The sequence below is a fragment of the Mycobacterium paraffinicum genome (assembly GCF_001907675.1).
GTDB classification, from domain to species: Bacteria; Actinomycetota; Actinomycetes; order Mycobacteriales; family Mycobacteriaceae; genus Mycobacterium; species Mycobacterium paraffinicum_A.
In genome coordinates, this window is the sequence record NZ_MPNT01000026.1 from 51,217 (window position 1) to 68,140 (window position 16,924).

18 protein-coding genes are annotated in these 16,924 nt (G+C 69.1%); 10 read left to right on the top strand and 8 right to left on the bottom strand.

All coding sequences use genetic code 11. The features are described from left to right. Positions 1 to 21: 21 nt before the first annotated feature. Positions 22 to 873 (bottom strand): LLM class F420-dependent oxidoreductase, encoded by an 852-nt coding sequence (locus BRW65_RS22780; protein WP_073878552.1) that lies wholly within the window; start codon positions 871 to 873, stop codon positions 22 to 24. A gap of 220 nt (positions 874 to 1,093) precedes the next feature. Between BRW65_RS22780 and thrS the strand changes: the two genes are divergently transcribed. Genes thrS through BRW65_RS22810 form a run of 6 tightly spaced genes read left to right on the top strand, consistent with a single transcriptional unit; the run spans position 1,094 to position 7,444 of the window. After that, the gene (gene thrS, locus BRW65_RS22785) at positions 1,094 to 3,148 is read left to right on the top strand and encodes a threonine--tRNA ligase (RefSeq protein WP_073878554.1); all 2,055 of its coding nucleotides are present in this window, start codon (positions 1,094 to 1,096) and stop codon (positions 3,146 to 3,148) included. After that, a complete protein-coding gene (locus BRW65_RS22790) occupies positions 3,141 to 3,716 on the top strand; it encodes an HIT family protein (RefSeq protein ID WP_073878556.1) in 576 nt (191 codons plus the stop codon). The genes thrS and BRW65_RS22790 overlap by 8 nt, the downstream gene beginning before the upstream one ends. Next, positions 3,713 to 4,345, top strand: a complete 633-nt coding sequence (gene pgsA / locus BRW65_RS22795; protein ID WP_073878558.1) for a phosphatidylinositol phosphate synthase — start codon at positions 3,713 to 3,715, stop codon at positions 4,343 to 4,345. The genes BRW65_RS22790 and pgsA overlap by 4 nt, the downstream gene beginning before the upstream one ends. An 8-nt stretch (positions 4,346 to 4,353) precedes the next feature. Then, a complete protein-coding gene (locus BRW65_RS22800; RefSeq protein ID WP_432206450.1) occupies positions 4,354 to 5,283 on the top strand; it encodes a phosphatidylinositol mannoside acyltransferase in 930 nt (309 codons plus the stop codon). Beyond that, entirely contained in the window at positions 5,283 to 6,407 is a 1,125-nt protein-coding gene (locus BRW65_RS22805) for a glycosyltransferase family 4 protein (protein ID WP_073878560.1), read from the top strand. The genes BRW65_RS22800 and BRW65_RS22805 overlap by 1 nt, the downstream gene beginning before the upstream one ends. After that, positions 6,407 to 7,444 carry an NUDIX hydrolase gene (locus tag BRW65_RS22810; RefSeq protein WP_073878562.1) on the top strand — a complete coding sequence of 346 codons (1,038 nt, stop codon included), beginning with the start codon at positions 6,407 to 6,409 and terminating at the stop codon, positions 7,442 to 7,444. Before BRW65_RS22805 ends, BRW65_RS22810 begins: the two co-directional genes overlap by 1 nt. A 1-nt stretch (position 7,445) precedes the next feature. Here BRW65_RS22810 and BRW65_RS22815 read toward each other — a convergent pair whose 3' ends face one another. Together BRW65_RS22815 and BRW65_RS22820 are read right to left on the bottom strand one after the other, a co-directional pair. After that, on the bottom strand, positions 7,446 to 8,642 hold the full coding sequence (locus BRW65_RS22815) for a PE family protein (protein WP_073878564.1): 1,197 nt from the start codon (positions 8,640 to 8,642) through the stop codon (positions 7,446 to 7,448). 15 nt (positions 8,643 to 8,657) lie between these two features. Then, positions 8,658 to 9,719, bottom strand: a complete 1,062-nt coding sequence (locus BRW65_RS22820) for a PPE family protein (RefSeq protein ID WP_167374081.1) — start codon at positions 9,717 to 9,719, stop codon at positions 8,658 to 8,660. A 221-nt stretch (positions 9,720 to 9,940) separates the two neighbouring features. Between BRW65_RS22820 and pdxS the strand changes: the two genes are divergently transcribed. The 4 genes from pdxS to BRW65_RS22840 all read left to right on the top strand — a co-directional run bounded on the left by pdxS (position 9,941) and on the right by BRW65_RS22840 (position 13,183). After that, positions 9,941 to 10,852 carry a pyridoxal 5'-phosphate synthase lyase subunit PdxS gene (gene pdxS, locus BRW65_RS22825; RefSeq protein ID WP_073878568.1) on the top strand — a complete coding sequence of 304 codons (912 nt, stop codon included), beginning with the start codon at positions 9,941 to 9,943 and terminating at the stop codon, positions 10,850 to 10,852. Between the two features lie 9 nt (positions 10,853 to 10,861). Further along, on the top strand, positions 10,862 to 11,707 hold the full coding sequence (gene tesB, locus BRW65_RS22830) for an acyl-CoA thioesterase II (protein WP_073878570.1): 846 nt from the start codon (positions 10,862 to 10,864) through the stop codon (positions 11,705 to 11,707). Continuing rightward, on the top strand, positions 11,704 to 12,300 hold the full coding sequence (gene pdxT / locus BRW65_RS22835; RefSeq protein ID WP_073878572.1) for a pyridoxal 5'-phosphate synthase glutaminase subunit PdxT: 597 nt from the start codon (positions 11,704 to 11,706) through the stop codon (positions 12,298 to 12,300). The genes tesB and pdxT overlap by 4 nt, the downstream gene beginning before the upstream one ends. Before the next feature lie 127 nt (positions 12,301 to 12,427). Further along, a complete protein-coding gene (locus BRW65_RS22840) occupies positions 12,428 to 13,183 on the top strand; it encodes a YebC/PmpR family DNA-binding transcriptional regulator (RefSeq protein WP_073878574.1) in 756 nt (251 codons plus the stop codon). Positions 13,184 to 13,237: 54 nt separating this feature from the next. Here the strand turns inward: BRW65_RS22840 and BRW65_RS22845 are convergent, their stop codons facing one another. The 5 genes from BRW65_RS22845 to BRW65_RS22865 are packed head-to-tail and all read right to left on the bottom strand — an operon-like array spanning position 13,238 to position 16,870. Beyond that, complete coding sequence (locus BRW65_RS22845; RefSeq protein ID WP_073878576.1) at positions 13,238 to 14,824, bottom strand: polyamine aminopropyltransferase; 1,587 nt, start codon at positions 14,822 to 14,824, stop codon at positions 13,238 to 13,240. Further along, positions 14,821 to 15,276 carry a DUF350 domain-containing protein gene (locus BRW65_RS22850; protein WP_067751764.1) on the bottom strand — a complete coding sequence of 152 codons (456 nt, stop codon included), beginning with the start codon at positions 15,274 to 15,276 and terminating at the stop codon, positions 14,821 to 14,823. The genes BRW65_RS22845 and BRW65_RS22850 overlap by 4 nt, the downstream gene beginning before the upstream one ends. A 31-nt stretch (positions 15,277 to 15,307) precedes the next feature. Continuing rightward, positions 15,308 to 15,739 carry a DUF4247 domain-containing protein gene (locus tag BRW65_RS22855; RefSeq protein ID WP_073878621.1) on the bottom strand — a complete coding sequence of 144 codons (432 nt, stop codon included), beginning with the start codon at positions 15,737 to 15,739 and terminating at the stop codon, positions 15,308 to 15,310. Continuing rightward, positions 15,736 to 16,248 (bottom strand): DUF2617 family protein, encoded by a 513-nt coding sequence (locus BRW65_RS22860; RefSeq protein ID WP_073878578.1) that lies wholly within the window; start codon positions 16,246 to 16,248, stop codon positions 15,736 to 15,738. The genes BRW65_RS22855 and BRW65_RS22860 overlap by 4 nt, the downstream gene beginning before the upstream one ends. 10 nt (positions 16,249 to 16,258) lie before the next feature. Beyond that, the gene (locus BRW65_RS22865; RefSeq protein ID WP_073878580.1) at positions 16,259 to 16,870 is read right to left on the bottom strand and encodes a DUF4178 domain-containing protein; all 612 of its coding nucleotides are present in this window, start codon (positions 16,868 to 16,870) and stop codon (positions 16,259 to 16,261) included. Positions 16,871 to 16,924 lie beyond the last annotated feature (54 nt).

Genomic DNA, 16,924 nt, shown 5'->3' on the forward strand with positions numbered 1-16,924 from the left:
GGGCGCTGGAAGTCGGTCGGCCTAGGCGTTCTGCCCGATCGAGATTCGCTCGGCCAACTTGTCGAGCTCCCCGGTGACTTGTGAATCGTCACCGTCCGGCAGCAGGAACAGGCACCGGTCGATCCCGGCGGACGCGTACTTTTCGGCCATGCCCTGGTCCGGCGATGCGGCGAAGAGGCTGATCGGAATCCGGGCTCGCCCCGCATCGGCGGCGCGCTGCTGCAATCGGGCCGCGCGCTCGGCGAACTCGTCCAGATTTTCCGGCGTGACGTCCTGCGCCAGCCAACCGTCGCCGAACGAAATGATGCGGTCCTCCACGGTGGGGCCCATCCCGCCGACCAGCACCGGCAGGGGGGATTGGACCGGCTTGGGGTAGGACCAGATCGGGTCGAAATTGACGAACTCGCCGTGGTATTCCGCCTCGTCGTTGGTCCAGATCTGCCGCATCGCCTCGACCCGTTCGCGCATCACGGACATCCGGACGCGAGGGTCGGTGCCGTGGTTGGCCATCTCTTCGCGGTTCCATCCCGCTCCCACCCCGAAGAGGAAACGACCGAGGGAAAGGCGGTCAACACTGGCCACCTCCTTGGCCGTCGTGATGGGGTCTCGCTCCACCACCAGACACACCCCGGTGCCGATCTTCAAGCGGCTCGTCGCCGCCGCCGCGGCGGTGCACGCGACGAACGGGTCGTACGTGTGCACGTACATCCTGGGCAATTCGCCACCCCCGGGGTAGGGCGACTTCCTGCTGGTCGGGATGTGGGTGTGCTCGCAGAACAACAGCGACTCGAAACCGCGTTCTTCGCCCGCTGCTGCGAGTTCGTCCGGCCGCATACCGTAGTCCGTCGGGAAATAGCACAAACCGAATTGCATAGGGTGGCCTCCCTGCCTCACGCGGTACCAAGCGACGACTTCGCTCGATCGAGCGGTCACCGTGGGCTACCCGGAGGGCGTGACGAAAAACGGGAAGCCAAGACCGGATCCGGAGAACCGTTCGCACGTCGGCGCAAGCGCGCTACTCGACGGCCCTGCTCGGCCGTGAGACGCCCCGATAGCATGGTCGTCGACCCACCGACCTAGGAGAACCCACGCGATGAGCGCCCCCGCAAACCCGTCCCCAGCAGGCCCTATCCGGGTGCCCGCCGGGACCACCGCCGCGGCCGCGGTGCGGGAGGCGGGGCTGCCGGGCCGCGGGGCACCCGACGCGGTCGTCGTGGTGCGCGACGCCGACGGCAAGCTGCGCGACCTGAGCTGGACGCCCGGAGTCGATACCGAGGTCGTCCCGGTCGCGGCCAACACCGACGAGGGGCGCAGCGTCATCCGGCATTCGGCCGCGCACGTGCTGGCTCAGGCCGTCCAGGGCATGTTTCCGCAAGCGAAGCTGGGAATCGGGCCGCCCATCACCGACGGCTTCTACTACGACTTCGACGTGGCGGAGCCGTTCACCCCCGAGGACCTGGCCGCGCTGGAAAAGCGGATGCGCCAGATCGTCAAGGAGGGGCAGCTGTTCGAGCGGCGCGTCTACGAATCCAAGGACCAGGCGCGCTCGGAGTTGGCCGACGAGCCCTACAAGCTGGAACTCGTCGACGACAAGTCCGGCGACCCCGACATCATGGAGGTCGGCGGTGACGAGCTCACCGCCTACGACAACCTCAACCCCCGCAGCCGGGAACGTGTTTGGGGCGACCTGTGTCGCGGCCCGCACATCCCGACCACCAGGCACATCCCGGCGTTCAAGCTGACCCGCAGCTCCGCCGCGTATTGGCGCGGGGATCAGAAGAACGCGAGCCTGCAACGCATCTACGGCACCGCGTGGGAATCGCAGGACGCGCTGGACCGCCACCTCGAGCTGCTCGCCGAAGCGCAGCGGCGCGACCACCGCAAGCTGGGCGCCGAGCTGGACCTGTTCAGCTTCCCCGACGAAATCGGTTCGGGGCTGGCGGTTTTCCACCCCAAGGGCGGCGTGGTGCGCAGGGAGCTGGAGGAGTACTCGCGGCGCAAGCACATCGAGGCCGGGTACGAGTTTGTCAACACCCCGCACATCACCAAGGCGCAGCTGTTCCACACCTCCGGCCACCTGGACTGGTACGCCGACGGAATGTTCCCGCCGATGCACCTCGACGCCGAACTGGGCGACGACGGAGCGGTGCGCAAGCCGGGGCAGGACTACTACCTCAAGCCGATGAATTGCCCGATGCACACGTTGATCTTCCGGTCGCGGGGGCGGTCGTATCGCGAACTTCCGTTGCGGCTCTTCGAATTCGGCACCGTCTACCGCTACGAGAAGTCCGGTGTGGTGCACGGGCTGACGCGGGCGCGCGGATTCACCATGGACGACTCACACATCTTCTGCACGCGCGACCAGCTGCACGGCGAACTGGCGTCGCTGCTGCGGTTCGTGCTCGAGCTGCTGGGCGACTACGGCCTGGAGGACTTCTATCTGGAGCTGTCCACCAAGGACCCGGAGAAGTTCGTCGGCACCGACGAGATGTGGGAGCAGGCCACCAACTCCCTGGCCGAGGTGGCGGCCGAGTCGGGCCTGGAACTGGTTCCCGACCCCGGCGGCGCGGCGTTCTACGGCCCGAAGATTTCCGTGCAGGCCCGCGACGCCCTGGGCCGCAGCTGGCAGATGTCGACCATCCAGGTGGACTTCAACTTCCCGGAGCGCTTCGAGCTGGAGTACACCGCCCCGGACGGAACCCGGCAGCGGCCGGTGATGATCCACCGTGCCCTGTTCGGGTCGATCGAGCGGTTCTTCGGCATCCTCACCGAGCACTACGCGGGGGCGTTCCCGGCGTGGCTGGCGCCCGTGCAGGTGGTCGGGATACCCGTCGCCGACGAACACGTTTCCTATCTGGAAAGCGTTGCGGCGCAGCTGAAATCGCGCGGCGTGCGGGTGGAGGTGGACGGCAGCGACGACCGGATGGCCAAGAAGATCGTCCATCACACGGCGCAAAAGGTGCCGTTCATGTTGCTGGCGGGGGACCGCGACGTCCAGTCAAAGGCGGTGAGCTTCCGTTTCGGGGACCGCACGCAGATCAACGGTGTGCCCCGCGACAGCGCCGTCGACGCCATCGTGGCGTGGATCGCCGAACGCGAGAACGCCGCCCCCACAGCCGAACTGGTGAAGGTGACCGGCGGTGAGTGAACCCACGGAACGCACGGAGGACACCATCCTGGACACCGGTGTCGGCGAGAGTGACCACCTGCAACGGCTGTGGACGCCGTACCGGATGACCTATCTGGCCGAAGCGCCGATGAAGCGCGACCCCAACTCGTCGGGCAAGACCGAGCAGCCGTTCACCGACATCCCGCGACTGTCGGACGAGGAAGGCCTGGTGGTCGCCCGCGGCGAACTCGTCTACGCCGTCCTCAACCTCTACCCGTACAACCCGGGGCACCTGATGGTGGTGCCGTATCGGCGGGTCTCCGAACTCGAGGACCTCACCGACCAGGAGAGCGCGGAGCTGATGGCCTTCATACAGAAGGCCATTCGCGTCATCAAGAACGTGTCGCGACCGCACGGCTTCAACGTCGGCCTCAACCTCGGCACGTCGGCGGGCGGCTCGCTGGCCGAGCACCTGCACGTGCACGTCGTGCCGCGTTGGGGCGGCGACGCGAACTTCATCACCATCATCGGTGGCTCGAAGGTGATCCCGCAGTTGCTGCGCGAAACCCGCCGGCTGCTGGCGGCGGAGTGGGCTAAACAGTCATGAGCAAGGTGCCGTTCCTCTCGCGGGCGGCGTTCGCGCGGCTCACCACGCCGACCGCCAAAGCGTGCCTGCGGATGGGCTTGACGCCGGACGTGGTCACCGTGTTGGGCACCACCGGATCGGTGGCGGGGGCGCTCACGCTGTTCCCGATGGGCAAGTTGTTCGCCGGTGCCTGCGTGGTGTGGTTCTTCGTGCTGTTCGACATGCTCGACGGCGCCATGGCCCGCGAGCGCGGGGGCGGCACCCGGTTCGGCGCCGTGCTGGACGCCACCTGCGACCGCGTCAGCGACGGCGCGGTGTTCTGCGGCCTGCTGTGGTGGGTGTCCTTCGGCATGCACGACAAGCTGCTCGCGGTGGCGACCATGGTCTGCCTGGTCACCTCGCAGGTCATCTCCTACATCAAGGCGCGGGCCGAGGCCAGCGGCCTGCGCGGTGACGGCGGCATCATCGAACGCCCGGAACGGCTGATCATCGTGTTGGTCGGCGCCGGCGTGGCGGACTTCCCGTTCGTCGCCTGGCCGCCCGCGCTGCCGGTGGCCATGTGGCTGCTGGCGGCGGCCAGCGTGATCACCTGCGTGCAACGCGTGCGCACGGTGTGGGCCTCACCCGGCGCGACGGAGCACATGCCGTGATCCCGGGGCTGGGTTTGATCACCGCGCCGCGGCGCCTGGTGTCCGGGACCGTGAGCGACTGGACGTACGCGGCCGGCTGGATGGCCGTGCGGGCGATGCCCGAATTCGCGGCGCGCTCGGCGTTCGAGACCGGGGCGCGCTACGCGGCGCGGCGCGGCGGCCCCGAACAGCTGCGCAAGAACCTGGCCCGGGTGATCGGCGTCACGCCGGCCGAGGTGCCCGGCCACCTGATGCGGGCGTCGCTGGCCTCCTACGGCCGCTACTGGCGGGAGACCTTTCGCCTGCCGTCGATGGATCTGCGCGCGCTGGCCGGCGAACTCGACGCCGCGTTCCAGGGCGCCGGCAACCTGGACGCAGCGCTGACCACGGGCCGCGGCGCGATCTGCGCGTTGCCCCACAGCGGCAACTGGGACATGGCCGGGGTGTGGTTCACCCAGACGCGCGGCACCTTCACCACCGTCGCGGAGAGGCTGGAGCCGGACTCGTTGTACCGGCGCTTCCTCCGCTATCGCGAGAGTCTCGGCTTCGAGGTGCTGGCGCTGTCCGGAGGCGAACGGCCGCCATTCGATGTACTGTGCGATCGACTGCGGGCGAACCAACTGGTGTGCCTGATGGCCGATCGCGACCTCACCCGCACCGGTGTGCAGGTCGACTTCTTCGGCGAGGCCACCCGGATGCCGGCCGGACCGGCGAAGCTGGCGGTCGCGACCGGGGCGGCGTTGCTTCCGGTGCACTGCTGGTTCGACGGCGACGGCTGGGGGTTTCACGTGTTCCCGCCACTGGATTGCAGCAGCGGCGACGTCGGCGCCATCACCCAGGCGCTGGCCGACCGGTTCGCGCAGAACATCGCCGCGCACCCCGAAGACTGGCACATGCTGCAACCGCAGTGGCTGGCCGACCTGTCTGAAGCCAGGCAGGCGCGGCTCAGGGAGACCTGATGCGCATCGGGATGGTCTGCCCCTACTCGTTCGACGTCCCGGGCGGGGTGCAGTCGCACGTCTTGCAGCTCGCCGCGGTGATGCGCCAGCGCGGGCAGCAGGTGAGCGTCCTCGCGCCGGCCTCGCCGCATGCGGCCCTGCCGGACTACGTCGTCTCCGCGGGCAAGGCCGTCCCGATTCCCTACAACGGCTCGGTGGCCCGGCTGCGGTTCGGCCCGGCCACCCACCGCAAGGTCAAAAAGTGGCTCGCCGAAGGCGATTTCGACGTGCTGCACCTGCACGAGCCCAACGCGCCGAGCCTGTCGATGCTGGCCCTGAACATCGCCGAGGGGCCGATCGTCGCGACGTTTCACACCTCGACCACCAAATCGCTGACCCTGACGGTCTTTCAGGGCATCCTGCGGCCGATGCACGAAAAGATCGTCGGCCGGATCGCGGTGTCGGACCTGGCCCGTCGCTGGCAGATGGAGGCGCTGGGCACCGACGCGGTCGAGATACCCAACGGCGTCGACGTCGACTCGTTCGCCTCGGCGCCCCCGCTGGACGGCTATCCGCGGCCGGGCAAGACGGTGCTGTTCCTGGGCCGCTACGACGAGTCCCGCAAGGGCATGTCGGTCCTGCTCGAAGCGCTGCCCGGGGTGGTCCAGCACTTCCCGGACGTTCAGCTGCTCATCGTCGGCCGCGGCGACGAGGCCGAATTACGCGGCGAGGCAGGCGATTTGGTCAAGCACATGCGGTTTTTGGGCCAGGTCGACGACGCCGGGAAGGCGTCGGCGATGCGTAGCGCCGACGTGTACTGCGCGCCTCATGTGGGGGGCGAGAGCTTCGGCATCGTCCTGGTCGAGGCGATGGCCGCGGGCACCGCGGTGGTGGCCAGCGACCTGGACGCCTTCCGCCGAGTGCTGCGCGACGGCGAAGTGGGGTGCCTGGTGCCGGTCGGCGACGGCGCTGCGCTCGCCGACGCCCTTATCTCGGTGCTAGAAAACGACGTGCTGCGCGAACGCTGTGTGGCGGCCGGTTCGGCCGCCGTCCAGCGCTACGACTGGTCGGTGGTGGCCAGCCAGATCATGCGCGTCTACGAGACGGTCGCCGCGACGGGCGCCAAAGTTCAGGTGGCCAGCTGATGGCCTGGCTCGCCGTCGCCGTCGCGGTATTGGTCGGGTTGCTGGCGATCCTGGGCGCCTGGGCCTATCAGACGGCCAACCGGCTGGACCGGCTGCACGTCCGCTACGACCTGTCGTGGCAGGCGCTCGACGGGGCGCTGGCGCGGCGCGCGGTGGTCGCCCGTGCGGTCGCCATCGACGCCTACGGCGGCGCCCCGGGGGGCAGGCGGTTGGCCGCGCTGGCCGACGCCGCCGAGGCGGCGCCGCGGCAGGAGCGCGAGTCGCGCGAGAATGAGCTGTCGGCCGCGCTGGCGATCGTCGACCCGGCTGCGCTGCCGGCCGGGCTGATCGCCGAGCTGGCCGATGCCGAGGCCCGGGTGGTGCTGGCCCGGCGCTTCCACAACGACGCGGTCCGGGACACCCTTGCGCTGCGCGAGCGATTCCTGGTGCGGACCCTTCGTCTCGGCGGAACCGCGGCGCTGCCAAGCTATTTCGAGATCGTCGAGCGCCCGCACGCGCTGGCCCACGGCGACGTCGGGTCCTTCAACGGGGTGCTCAGCCACCGCACGTCGGCGCGCGTGGTGCTGCTCGACGAGAGGGGCGCGGTGCTGTTGCTGCGCGGTTCCGATCCGGCGATCGGCCGCGGCGGCGCGCCGAAGTGGTGGATCACCGTCGGCGGGGAGGTGCAGAAGGGGGAGCGGTTGGCCGAGGCCGCCACCCGCGAGCTTGCCGAAGAGACGGGACTTCAAGTGGCGCCGGGGCAGATGGTGGGTCCGGTCTGGCGGCGCGACGAGGTCTTCGAGTTCAACGGCTCGCTGATCGACAGCGAAGAGTTCTACTTCGTCTACCGCACCCAGCGGTTCGAGCCGTCCGGTGCGGGCCGAACCGACTTGGAGCGCAGCTACATTCACGGCCACCGCTGGTGCGACGCCGCCGACATCGCCGCGCTGGCCGCCACCGGGGAGACGGTGTACCCCACCCAGCTGGCCGAGCTGCTGCCCGACGCGGCCGCGCTGGCCGGCGGCCGCGCGCCGGGCCCGCTGATGTCGATCCGGTGAGCTAGAACCCGCTCGCGAGACCGTTGGAGACCAGCGGCGGCGCTGCCGCCACGAGCGGGTTGCTGATGCCGGACGCGACGCCGGGGCCGAGATAGCCGGCGCCGCTGAGCGCGCTCGGGAAAAGGCCTGGCGCATAGCCCAAATCGACGATCGGCTTGAGGAACGGTTGGAGCAGGTCGGCCAGCGGATTTCCGATGATCGGCAGCATCCGCAGCGGGTCGAGCAGCGGTAATTGCGTGGTGGGCATGAAGTAAAAGCTCAGGTTGCCGATCTGCTGATGCAGGGCGCTGGCGACCTGTGCGGGGGCGAGGAAGGGCATCGTGTGGTGCAGTTCGAGGAACCCGAACAGCGCGTTGAGGTCCGAAGGCAGCCACAACGGGTGCAGCGGGAAGTCGGCGATCGCGTCGTATTGCAGCGTGAAAATCGACGTCGCGTAGGACGTGGTCAGCGGCGTCGCGAAATGGAATGCACCGAAGCCCGGAATGAAGTGCGTCAGGATGCCGCCCATCGGGTTGTTGGGATCGGCGAGCAACACGAAGTTGAGTAGGTCTTGACTTGGCCGTAGGGCGGCCGGCAGGGCTTGCAGATACCGCATTTCCAGGCTGGCGATGGTCGCGCTTTGCGAATAGCCCACGACCACAACGTGATTCCCCGCAGCGGTTTGCGTCAGGATCGCGCTGTTCAGCGTCGCCACGCCCTGGTAGACGGACTTGCCGAAGGTTTCGCTGCCGAGCCCGGTGACCGGCCAGAACTGTTCTGGCGTGCGCAAACTCACCAACGTGTAGCCGGAGTAATTCTGGGCGAGATACGTCTGTTCGATCGACGTCAGGTACTTCAGGTCCGGCGACGGGTTGCCGGTGCCGCCCATGATCAGTGCGATCTTGTCCGACGCGGTGGACGACTGCATGGCGGCCGCGTTGGAGGCCTCGGTTTCGGCGTACGCGTTCCGCGCGGTGATCAGCGTCTGCACGAACTGGTTGTGGAACAGCTCCGCCTGCGCACTGACGGCCTGATACTGCTGGGCGTGCGCGTCGAGCAGGGCCGCCGCGCGCGCCGACACCGAATCCGTGGCCGGCGGCAGCACTCCCGTCGTCGGGGCCGCCGCGGCCGCGTTCGTCGCCTCCAGGTCCGAACCGATCGCCTGCAACTCGTCGGCGGCCGCCGCCATCGCGTCAGGGTCGGTGATCACGAACGACATCGGTGGTCCCCCTGGCTAACTCGGCACCAGCCGTGGAGAAAGGCCCTCGCGCGCGGTCGCCGATGTGGCGGCGGCCGCTCGCGCGGGAATGCCCGTGGAGGACAGGTGCGGCGTCGCGGGCAGACTCGCCGAGACCGGGCTCGCCGCCGCACTGGGCGTCGCCGCGGCAGCCGAGGTTGCGCCCTGCGCGGCGGTCGGCCAGCTCGCCGGCACCGACAGCGCCCCAATCGAACCGGCCCGGCCGGTGCTCGCGGCGACCACACGCCCGGCGAGTTGCGCGCTGATCGGGCCGCCCGTGCCCGGACTGACCGCGGACGCCAGCGCCGGGTCCATCGCGGGACCACTGCCGGCGCTGGTCAGCACGGGATTGGCGCCGGACATGAGCTGGCCCACCATCATGTTCATGGGCTCCATCGCGAACTGGGCGGGCGTCGAGAGCATCTGCAGTTGCGACATCGGGTTCATCAGCGACTGCGTCATCGACTGGATCAGCGAATCGAGCAGCTGCTGACCGAACGAGGTGAAGGACGCGGTGGGCAGGCTCGTCAGGGTCAGCGGCGGGTCGCCGAACGGCGTCCAGGTGGCCTCGGCCGCCCGCGTGCTGGCGTCGTATCCGGTCATCGCCGCCACATCCTGGGCCCACATCTCGCCGTACTCGGCTTCGGTCGCCGCGATCGCCGCGGTGTTCTGGCCCAGGATGTTGGTCGCGATCAGCGTCATCAGCAGGGCGCGGTTGGCCGCGACGACCGCCGGGGGCACGGTCGCGACGAAGGCCGCCTCGAACGCGCCGGCGGTCAACCGGGCCTGGTTGGCCACCAGCTCCGCCTGCGCCGAGGTCGTGGTCATCCATTGCACGTACGGGGCGGCCGCGGAAGCCATCGTCATCGATGCCGGCCCCTGCCACGCCCCACCCGTCAGCGCCGACACCGTCGACTGGAAAGCACTTGCCGCCGACTCCAATTGGGCGGCCACTCCGTCCCAGGCCGCGGCCGCGGCCCACATCGACGCGGAGCGCGGGCCGGCATACATGCGCGCCGAATTGATTTCCGGGGGCAACAGCACGAAATCCGGCAACATCCGGGACCCCTTTTCGGCCAACCGCCACGGCCGGTGTGACCAGGGTTGCCATCCACGGATCCGCACCAGCAGCAACGGTCTGCGCAAACAGTCGAGGCAATTGTTAGCACAATGTGACGCTCGTCGCATCCCCTTGGAGCGACTCCCGGAAGCGCACGGAGAACTCGTTTGTTCCCCCCACTAGAGTGGAGGCGCGAGTGGTTCAAGGAGAGCAGGAGCTAGTGGAGAGCGGCGCACGGCCGAGTCAGGCCAATCAGACGGGAACGGCGCGAGTCAAACGCGGCATGGCCGAGATGCTCAAGGGCGGCGTCATCATGGACGTCGTCACTCCGGAGCAGGCCCGCATCGCGGAGGCTGCCGGCGCCGTCGCCGTGATGGCGCTCGAACGGGTGCCCGCCGACATCCGCGCCCAGGGCGGGGTGTCGCGGATGAGCGACCCCGACATGATCGAGGGCATCATCGCCGCGGTGACCATCCCGGTGATGGCCAAGGCGCGCATCGGCCATTTCGTCGAGGCGCAGATCCTGCAGAGCCTCGGCGTGGATTACGTCGACGAGTCCGAGGTGCTCACTCCCGCGGATTACACCCACCACATCGACAAGTGGAAGTTCACCGTGCCGTTCGTGTGCGGGGCGACCAACCTGGGCGAGGCGTTGCGGCGCATCAGCGAGGGCGCGGCCATGATCCGGTCGAAGGGCGAGGCCGGCACCGGAGACGTCTCCAACGCCACCACGCACATGCGTGCGATCAGCGGCGAGATCCGCCGGCTGACCTCGATGTCGGAAGACGAATTGTTCGTCGCCGCAAAGGAATTGCGGGCGCCGTACGACCTCGTGGCCGAGGTGGCCCGGGCCGGCAAGCTGCCCGTCACCCTGTTCACCGCCGGCGGCATCGCGACGCCGGCCGACGCGGCGATGATGATGCAGCTCGGGGCCGAGGGCGTTTTCGTCGGCTCGGGGATCTTCAAGTCCGGGGATCCCGCGCAGCGCGCCGCCGCCATCGTCAAGGCGACCACCTTCTACGACGACCCGGACGTGTTGGCGAAGGTGTCGCGCGGGCTGGGCGAGGCCATGGTGGGCATCAACGTCGAGCAGATCGCGCAGCCCCACCGACTGGCCGAACGCGGCTGGTAAGAACAGTCCGTGGCGATCGAAGAGATCCTTGATCTGGAGCAACTCGAGGTCAACATCTACCGCGGTCGGGTGTTCAGCCCGGAGTCGGGATACTTGCAGCGCACGTTCGGCGGCCACGTCGCCGGGCAGTCGCTCGTCTCGGCGGTGCGCACCGTAGACCCGCGCTACCAGGTGCATTCCCTGCACGGCTATTTCCTGCGGCCCGGGGACGCCAACAAGCCCACGGTCTTCATCGTGGAACGCACCCGCGACGGCGGTTCGTTCGCCACCCGGCGTGTCAACGCCATTCAGCACGGCGAAATCATCTTCAGCATGGGGGCGTCCTTCCAGACCGACCAGGAGGGCGTCCACCACCAGGACGTCATGCCGGCCGCGCCGCCGCCCGACGGCCTGCCGGGGCTGAACTCGATCAGAGTCTTCGACGACGCGGGGTTCCGGCAGTTCGCGGAGTGGGACGTGCGCATCGTGCCGCGCGATCGCCTGCAGCCGTTGCCGGGCAAGGCTTCTCAACAGCAGGTGTGGTTCCGCCACCGCGACCCGTTGCCCGACGACCCGGTCCTGCACATCTGCGCGCTCGCCTACATGAGCGACCTCACGCTGCTGGGCTCGGCGCAGGTCACCCACCTCGACGTCCGCGAGCATCTGCAGGTGGCGTCGCTGGACCACGCGATGTGGTTCATGCGGGCTTTCCGGGCCGACGAGTGGCTGCTCTACGACCAGTCGTCGCCGTCGGCGAGCGGCGGACGCGCGCTGTGCCAGGGCAAGATCTTTACCCAGACCGGCGAGATGGTGGCGGCGGTAATGCAGGAGGGGCTGACGCGCTTCCCGCGCGGATTTCAGCCGACCGCGCAGTGAACGCGCCGCGCATCGGCGTGCTGGCGCTGCAGGGTGACACCCGCGAGCACCTGGCCGCGCTGGGCGAGGCCGGGGCCGATTCGATGCCGGTGCGCCGACGCGGCGAGCTGGAGAAGGTCGACGGGCTGGTCATACCCGGCGGGGAATCCACCACGATGAGCCACCTGCTGTTGGACCTCGACCTGCTGGAGCCGCTGCGCGGGCTGCTCGCCGACGGGCTGCCCGCCTATGGCGCGTGTGCGGGCATGATCCTGCTGGCCAGCGAGATCCTCGACGCCGGCGCGGGCGGGCGCGCGGCGCTGCCGCTGCGGGCGATCGATATGACCGTGCGGCGCAACGCTTTTGGGCGCCAGGTCGATTCGTTCGAGGGTGACATAGCGTTCGCCGGGCTGGAGGGTCCGGTGCGGGCGGTGTTCATCCGCGCCCCGTGGGTAGAGCGGGCCGGCGACGGCGTGCAGGTGCTGGCCGAAGCGTCGGGGCACGCCGTCGCCGTGCGGCAGGGGAGGAGTCTGGCGACGGCGTTTCACCCCGAGATGACCGGGGACCGCCGCGTCCACCAGCTCTTCGTGGACATCGTCAACGGGCTCGCCTGACACATAAGCCGTCGAGTGTGGGGCCTATGGACGAATTCGGGGCGGATCACGTGCCTAGGGCCCACACTCGGCGCCCACGTAGACTCGTCTGGCGAACTTTCGAAGACAGAAGAGGTAAGAGACACCGATGAGCGGCCATTCCAAGTGGGCCACCACCAAGCACCAGAAGGCCGTCAAGGACGCGCGGCGGGGCAAGGAGTTCGCCCGGCTGATCAAGAACATCGAGGTCGCCGCCCGCACCGGCGGCGGGGACCCGGCGGGCAACCCGACGCTGTATGACGCCATTCAGAAGGCGAAGAAGACGTCGGTGCCCAACGACAACATCGAGCGCGCCCGCAAGCGCGGGGCCGGCGAGGAAGCCGGCGGCGCCGACTACCAGACGATCATGTACGAGGGCTACGGGCCCAACGGCGTGGCGGTGCTGATCGAATGTCTGACCGACAACCGCAACCGCGCGGCCGGCGAGGTCCGGGTGGCGGTGACCCGCAACGGCGGCACGATGGCCGATCCGGGCTCGGTGTCCTATCTGTTCACCCGCAAGGGCGTGGTCACGCTGGAGAAGAACGGGCTCACTGAAGACGACGTGCTGACGGCGGTCCTCGACGCCGGCGCCGAGGACGTCAACGACCTGGGCGACAGCTTCGAGGTCATCTCGGAGCCCACCGATCTGGTCGCCGTGCGGACCGCCCTGCAGGACGCCGGCATCGACTACGAGTCGGCCGAGGCCAGCTTCCAGCCCTCGGTCAGCGTGCCGGTGGACGTCGACAGCGCCCGGAAGGTGTTCAAGCTTGTCGACGCCCTCGAGGAGAGCGACGACGTGCAGAACGTCTGGACCAACGTCGACCTATCCGACGAGGTTCTGGCCGCCCTCGACGAGGACTAGTCGATCGCAAGCGCGCCGCGAGGCGGCGGGCGCGGCGGGTCGGCGCCATTGAAACTAGTCGTATCCGTGCCGCATGTCCTCGACGATGCGCGGATTGTCCAGCGTTGACGGGTCCAAAGCGCGTGGGCGGGTGTCGTCGGGGAACACCGTCGCGGCGTCGAGCACGTGCTGATTGAGGAAGCGCAGCGGGGGCGCGTTGGGCGGCACGGTGGGTGCCGGCGGTGCGGACCCGCGGCGCGCCAGCGTGAAACCCCAGTCGCCGAACGTCGGCACATAGACGTGGTACGGCGTCACCGCATAGCCGGCCGCGCGGATCGACGAGGTGGTGCGCCAGAACGCCGTCTGCGTCGAGAACGGGCTGCCGGCCTGCACGACCAGGAGCCCGTCGGCGGTGAGCGCGTGCCCGACCAGCGCATAGAACTCGGTCGAATAGAGCCGGCCCAGGACCGGGGTGTCGGGGTCGGGAAGGTCGACGATGATCGCGTCGAAGCCCCCCGGCGGGATGACGTCCGGGTGCGGCGAGCGCAACCAGCGCATGGCGTCGTCGATCACCACCTTGACGCGCGGGCTGTCCAGCGAACCGCCGTTGGCCCCGCGCATCGTGGTGCGGGCCAGCTGGATCACCGCGGGATCGAGCTCGACCTGCACGATCTTGGTGATGCCCGGCTGGCGCAGCAGTTCGCGGGCCACCAACCCGTCGCCGCCGCCGAGCACGAGGACCGATCGGGCGCTGGACCCCAGCGCGGGATAGACCAGGCTTTCGGTGTAGCGGTACTCGTCCCGGGTGGAGAACTGCAGGCCGCCGTCCAGGTAGAGCCGCATGTCGTTACCGCGCTGGGTGACCACGATCTCCTGGTAGGCCGAATGCTGGTAGGCGATGATCGGGTCGGCGTAGAGCCGTTGCCTGCTGGTCGTCTCGATGGCGGCCGAACGCGCCAGCAGCGTGGCCAGCAGCGCGAGCGCCGCGGCGAGCGCGCACAGCGCCATCGCGAGCTGCCGGCCCGAAACCACCCGGCGCAGCACGAAGATTGCCACGACGGCCGCGGCCAGCAGGTTGACGATGCCGGTCGCCGCCGCGCCGCGGATCATGCCCAGCTGCGGCAGCAGCAGGAACGGCCACACCAGGCCGCCGGCCAGCGCACCGAGGTAGTCGGCCGCGTTGAGGTTGGCCAGCGTCCGGCCGGTGTCGGGCGCCTCGCCGCTGCGGCCGCGTTGCAGCATGGTCATCAACAGCGGCACCTCGGCGCCGACCAGCCCACCGATCAGCGCGGTGCCCAGCGCCAGCATCCACATCGACTCGTCGTCGATGAAGGCGAACACCGTGTAGAGCGCCGCGGCGGACAGGCCGCCGACGATGCTCAGCAGCACCTCCACCGCGACGAACGCGATGGCCGCGTGCGCCAGCAGGGGCTTGACCACCAGGGCGCCCACCCCGAGCGCGGCGATGTAGCCCGCGACGATCAGCGAGGTGGCGACGATGCCGCCGCCGTTCAGGCTCGCCGCCAGCGTCAGGAGCGCGAGTTCGTAGATGATGCCGGACGCCGCGCAGGCCGCGACGGCGGCCAGCAGGACGGCCCGCCACCGCCCGGGCAGCGCCGTTGAGGCGACCGACGGCTGTGGGCGGCTTTCCGTCGAGGTCATGAGATGGCGGCGGCGATCACTCCTCCCACGGCCACCAGCATGGTGGCGGTGGCAAAAGCCGCCGGGTGCAGTTCCGGTTCGTCGACGTGCTCGCGGAACTTGCCCGGCACCGCGATCTGCAGGATCAGCAGCGCCCCGCCCTGCAGCACGACACCCACCAGCCCGTATACCGCCACACCGACGAGTCCCTGCCCCAGCTGGCTGTAACTGCTCGCGATCGCGCTGATGATGACGATGGCGAGCGCGATGTACATGGCCGACGCGAGGACGACGGCGTTCGGGCGCTTGTCGATGAACACCAGTTGGCGCAGGTTACCGGGGGTGAGGACGTCCACCATCAGAAAGCCGGCGATCAGCACGACGACGCCGACCGCGAAATACAGCACGACGGCGACCACGCCCTGGGTGATCGTGCCGAGGTTGGTGGATCCGAAATCGATCGCGAGGTACATGGTTTGTCTCCTTTGCGTTTCCGGCTAGAGGTCACTTGGTTCCGCCCGGGCCGCCCGGGCTGCCGCCGGCGCCACCCGAGGGGGAGCCGGGCGTGAAGCCGGGGCCGAGAAAGATGAAGGCGCCGTGGCTATATCCGGCGTTCAGGCTTTCCAGGCGGATGCTGCACGGGTGATTGCCGTCGGGGCCGACCGTCACGATGTTGCTGCGGTAGCGCAGGTACTCGTTGTCGCCGTTGGCGGCACGCGCCTCCGGGGCCTGATACTCGGCGAGCGTGTCGGCCACGTCGTCGGCGGAGCCGCTGCACTCGTAGCGGGTCCCGTTCGCGTCGTGGGCGTACTCGTGATAGTGGCTGGCGATGTAGGAAGCAATGTTCTTCTGCGACAGGATGATTCCGAAGATCAGGCAGACGGTGGCGGCGACGGCCAGCACACCGGCGATGACGAACAGGCGGTTACGGCTCACGGACGCCACCTGCTGGTCGTGTGGACCACCTGCCCGCCGGACCCCACCGGGCCGCGCGGGTAGAGGTGCCAGGTCCGCCAACGCCAGCCCGCCGCGTCGGGTTCGGCGGCCAACGCGGTCAGCGCGGCGTCGTCACCGGGGAAAGATCCGCCGAGCCAACCCTTTTCGCGGGCACAGCGATCACGAAGGTCATGCGCCAGGCGGCGGAAGGTGCCCTCGTCGTAGGTGTCGATGCGGGACTCCAGGGAGTAGCCGGGCGCGGCCGTGCGCTCCGGCAGGTCGACGCCGAGGCCGCGCGCCGTGCACGAAACCTCTTCGGAGAACGGGCCCGCGGCGTGCTCGACCGTGACGATGTGCGACGCGCCGAGGACCCCGAGCAACAAGGCACCGCCGCCGGGGTGGTGCAGCAGGCAGGTCGCCAGCGGTGGCGGTGCGGGCGCGTTGAGCGCAAGTCCGAGCCTTTGCCCCGAAACGTCGCAAGGGGTTACTGCGAGCTGATGAAGCGGCACCGGCGCGTTCCTAGGAGGACGACGGCGGGGGCGCGGGATACACGGTCAGCTCGCCGGCCAGCACCGGCTTGCCGGTCGAAACCTCCCACGGCATGCCCGGCGCCCAGCGCTCGAACGAAAGCAGCAGCGATTCATCGGAGTTGGCGCAGTCGACGAACTCCATCTCGCCGCCCGCGGGCAGGCCCGTGGTGCCCTCGGTGGTGAACGAGGCGCGACCGCGTTCGGACTCGTGAAACGTCACCCCGTCGACGACGTACTGGCCGCCCGGCTGCAGCGCGAGGTCCTTGCGGCTGACCCACATCGCCAGCTCGAGCCGCCCGTCGTCCTCCTCGACGCTGAACCAGATCGGCTGGTCGCCGCCCTCCAACAGGTGCTCCCACCACACGAACGGGCCCTCGCGGTAGGTCACCGATCCGCGCACCACGTAATCGACGCCGCCGTAGCTCACGATCGCGCCGGGGCCGAGTTGCCGCGGACCGAACTCCGGCATCGCGTTGAACGAGAGGGGATCCTGGCGACCGCGTGGGGGACTCGGTTGCTTGGGGCGCCGCAAAGCGATGACGAGTACGACGATGGACGCGATGAACAGCACGATCGCGATAACGACCAGCAATGATCCCACGCGAAACCTTCCGTTGCCACCTGTCTTGAGCGAACGTGGGGTAAAGCTAACAGC

Bases quoted from the DNA above. Each gene is read 5' to 3' on its own strand.
- BRW65_RS22780 (WP_073878552.1), bottom strand. From the start codon at position 873: ATGCAATTCGGTTTGTGCTATTTCCCGACGGACTACGGTATGCGGCCG.
- thrS (WP_073878554.1), top strand. From the start codon at position 1,094: ATGAGCGCCCCCGCAAACCCGTCCCCAGCAGGCCCTATCCGGGTGCCC.
- pgsA (WP_073878558.1), top strand. From the start codon at position 3,713: ATGAGCAAGGTGCCGTTCCTCTCGCGGGCGGCGTTCGCGCGGCTCACC.
- BRW65_RS22805 (WP_073878560.1), top strand. From the start codon at position 5,283: ATGCGCATCGGGATGGTCTGCCCCTACTCGTTCGACGTCCCGGGCGGG.
- BRW65_RS22810 (WP_073878562.1), top strand. From the start codon at position 6,407: ATGGCCTGGCTCGCCGTCGCCGTCGCGGTATTGGTCGGGTTGCTGGCG.
- BRW65_RS22815 (WP_073878564.1), bottom strand. From the start codon at position 8,642: ATGTCGTTCGTGATCACCGACCCTGACGCGATGGCGGCGGCCGCCGAC.
- BRW65_RS22820 (WP_167374081.1), bottom strand. From the start codon at position 9,719: ATGTTGCCGGATTTCGTGCTGTTGCCCCCGGAAATCAATTCGGCGCGC.
- BRW65_RS22840 (WP_073878574.1), top strand. From the start codon at position 12,428: ATGAGCGGCCATTCCAAGTGGGCCACCACCAAGCACCAGAAGGCCGTC.
- BRW65_RS22845 (WP_073878576.1), bottom strand. From the start codon at position 14,824: ATGACCTCGACGGAAAGCCGCCCACAGCCGTCGGTCGCCTCAACGGCG.
- BRW65_RS22850 (WP_067751764.1), bottom strand. From the start codon at position 15,276: ATGTACCTCGCGATCGATTTCGGATCCACCAACCTCGGCACGATCACC.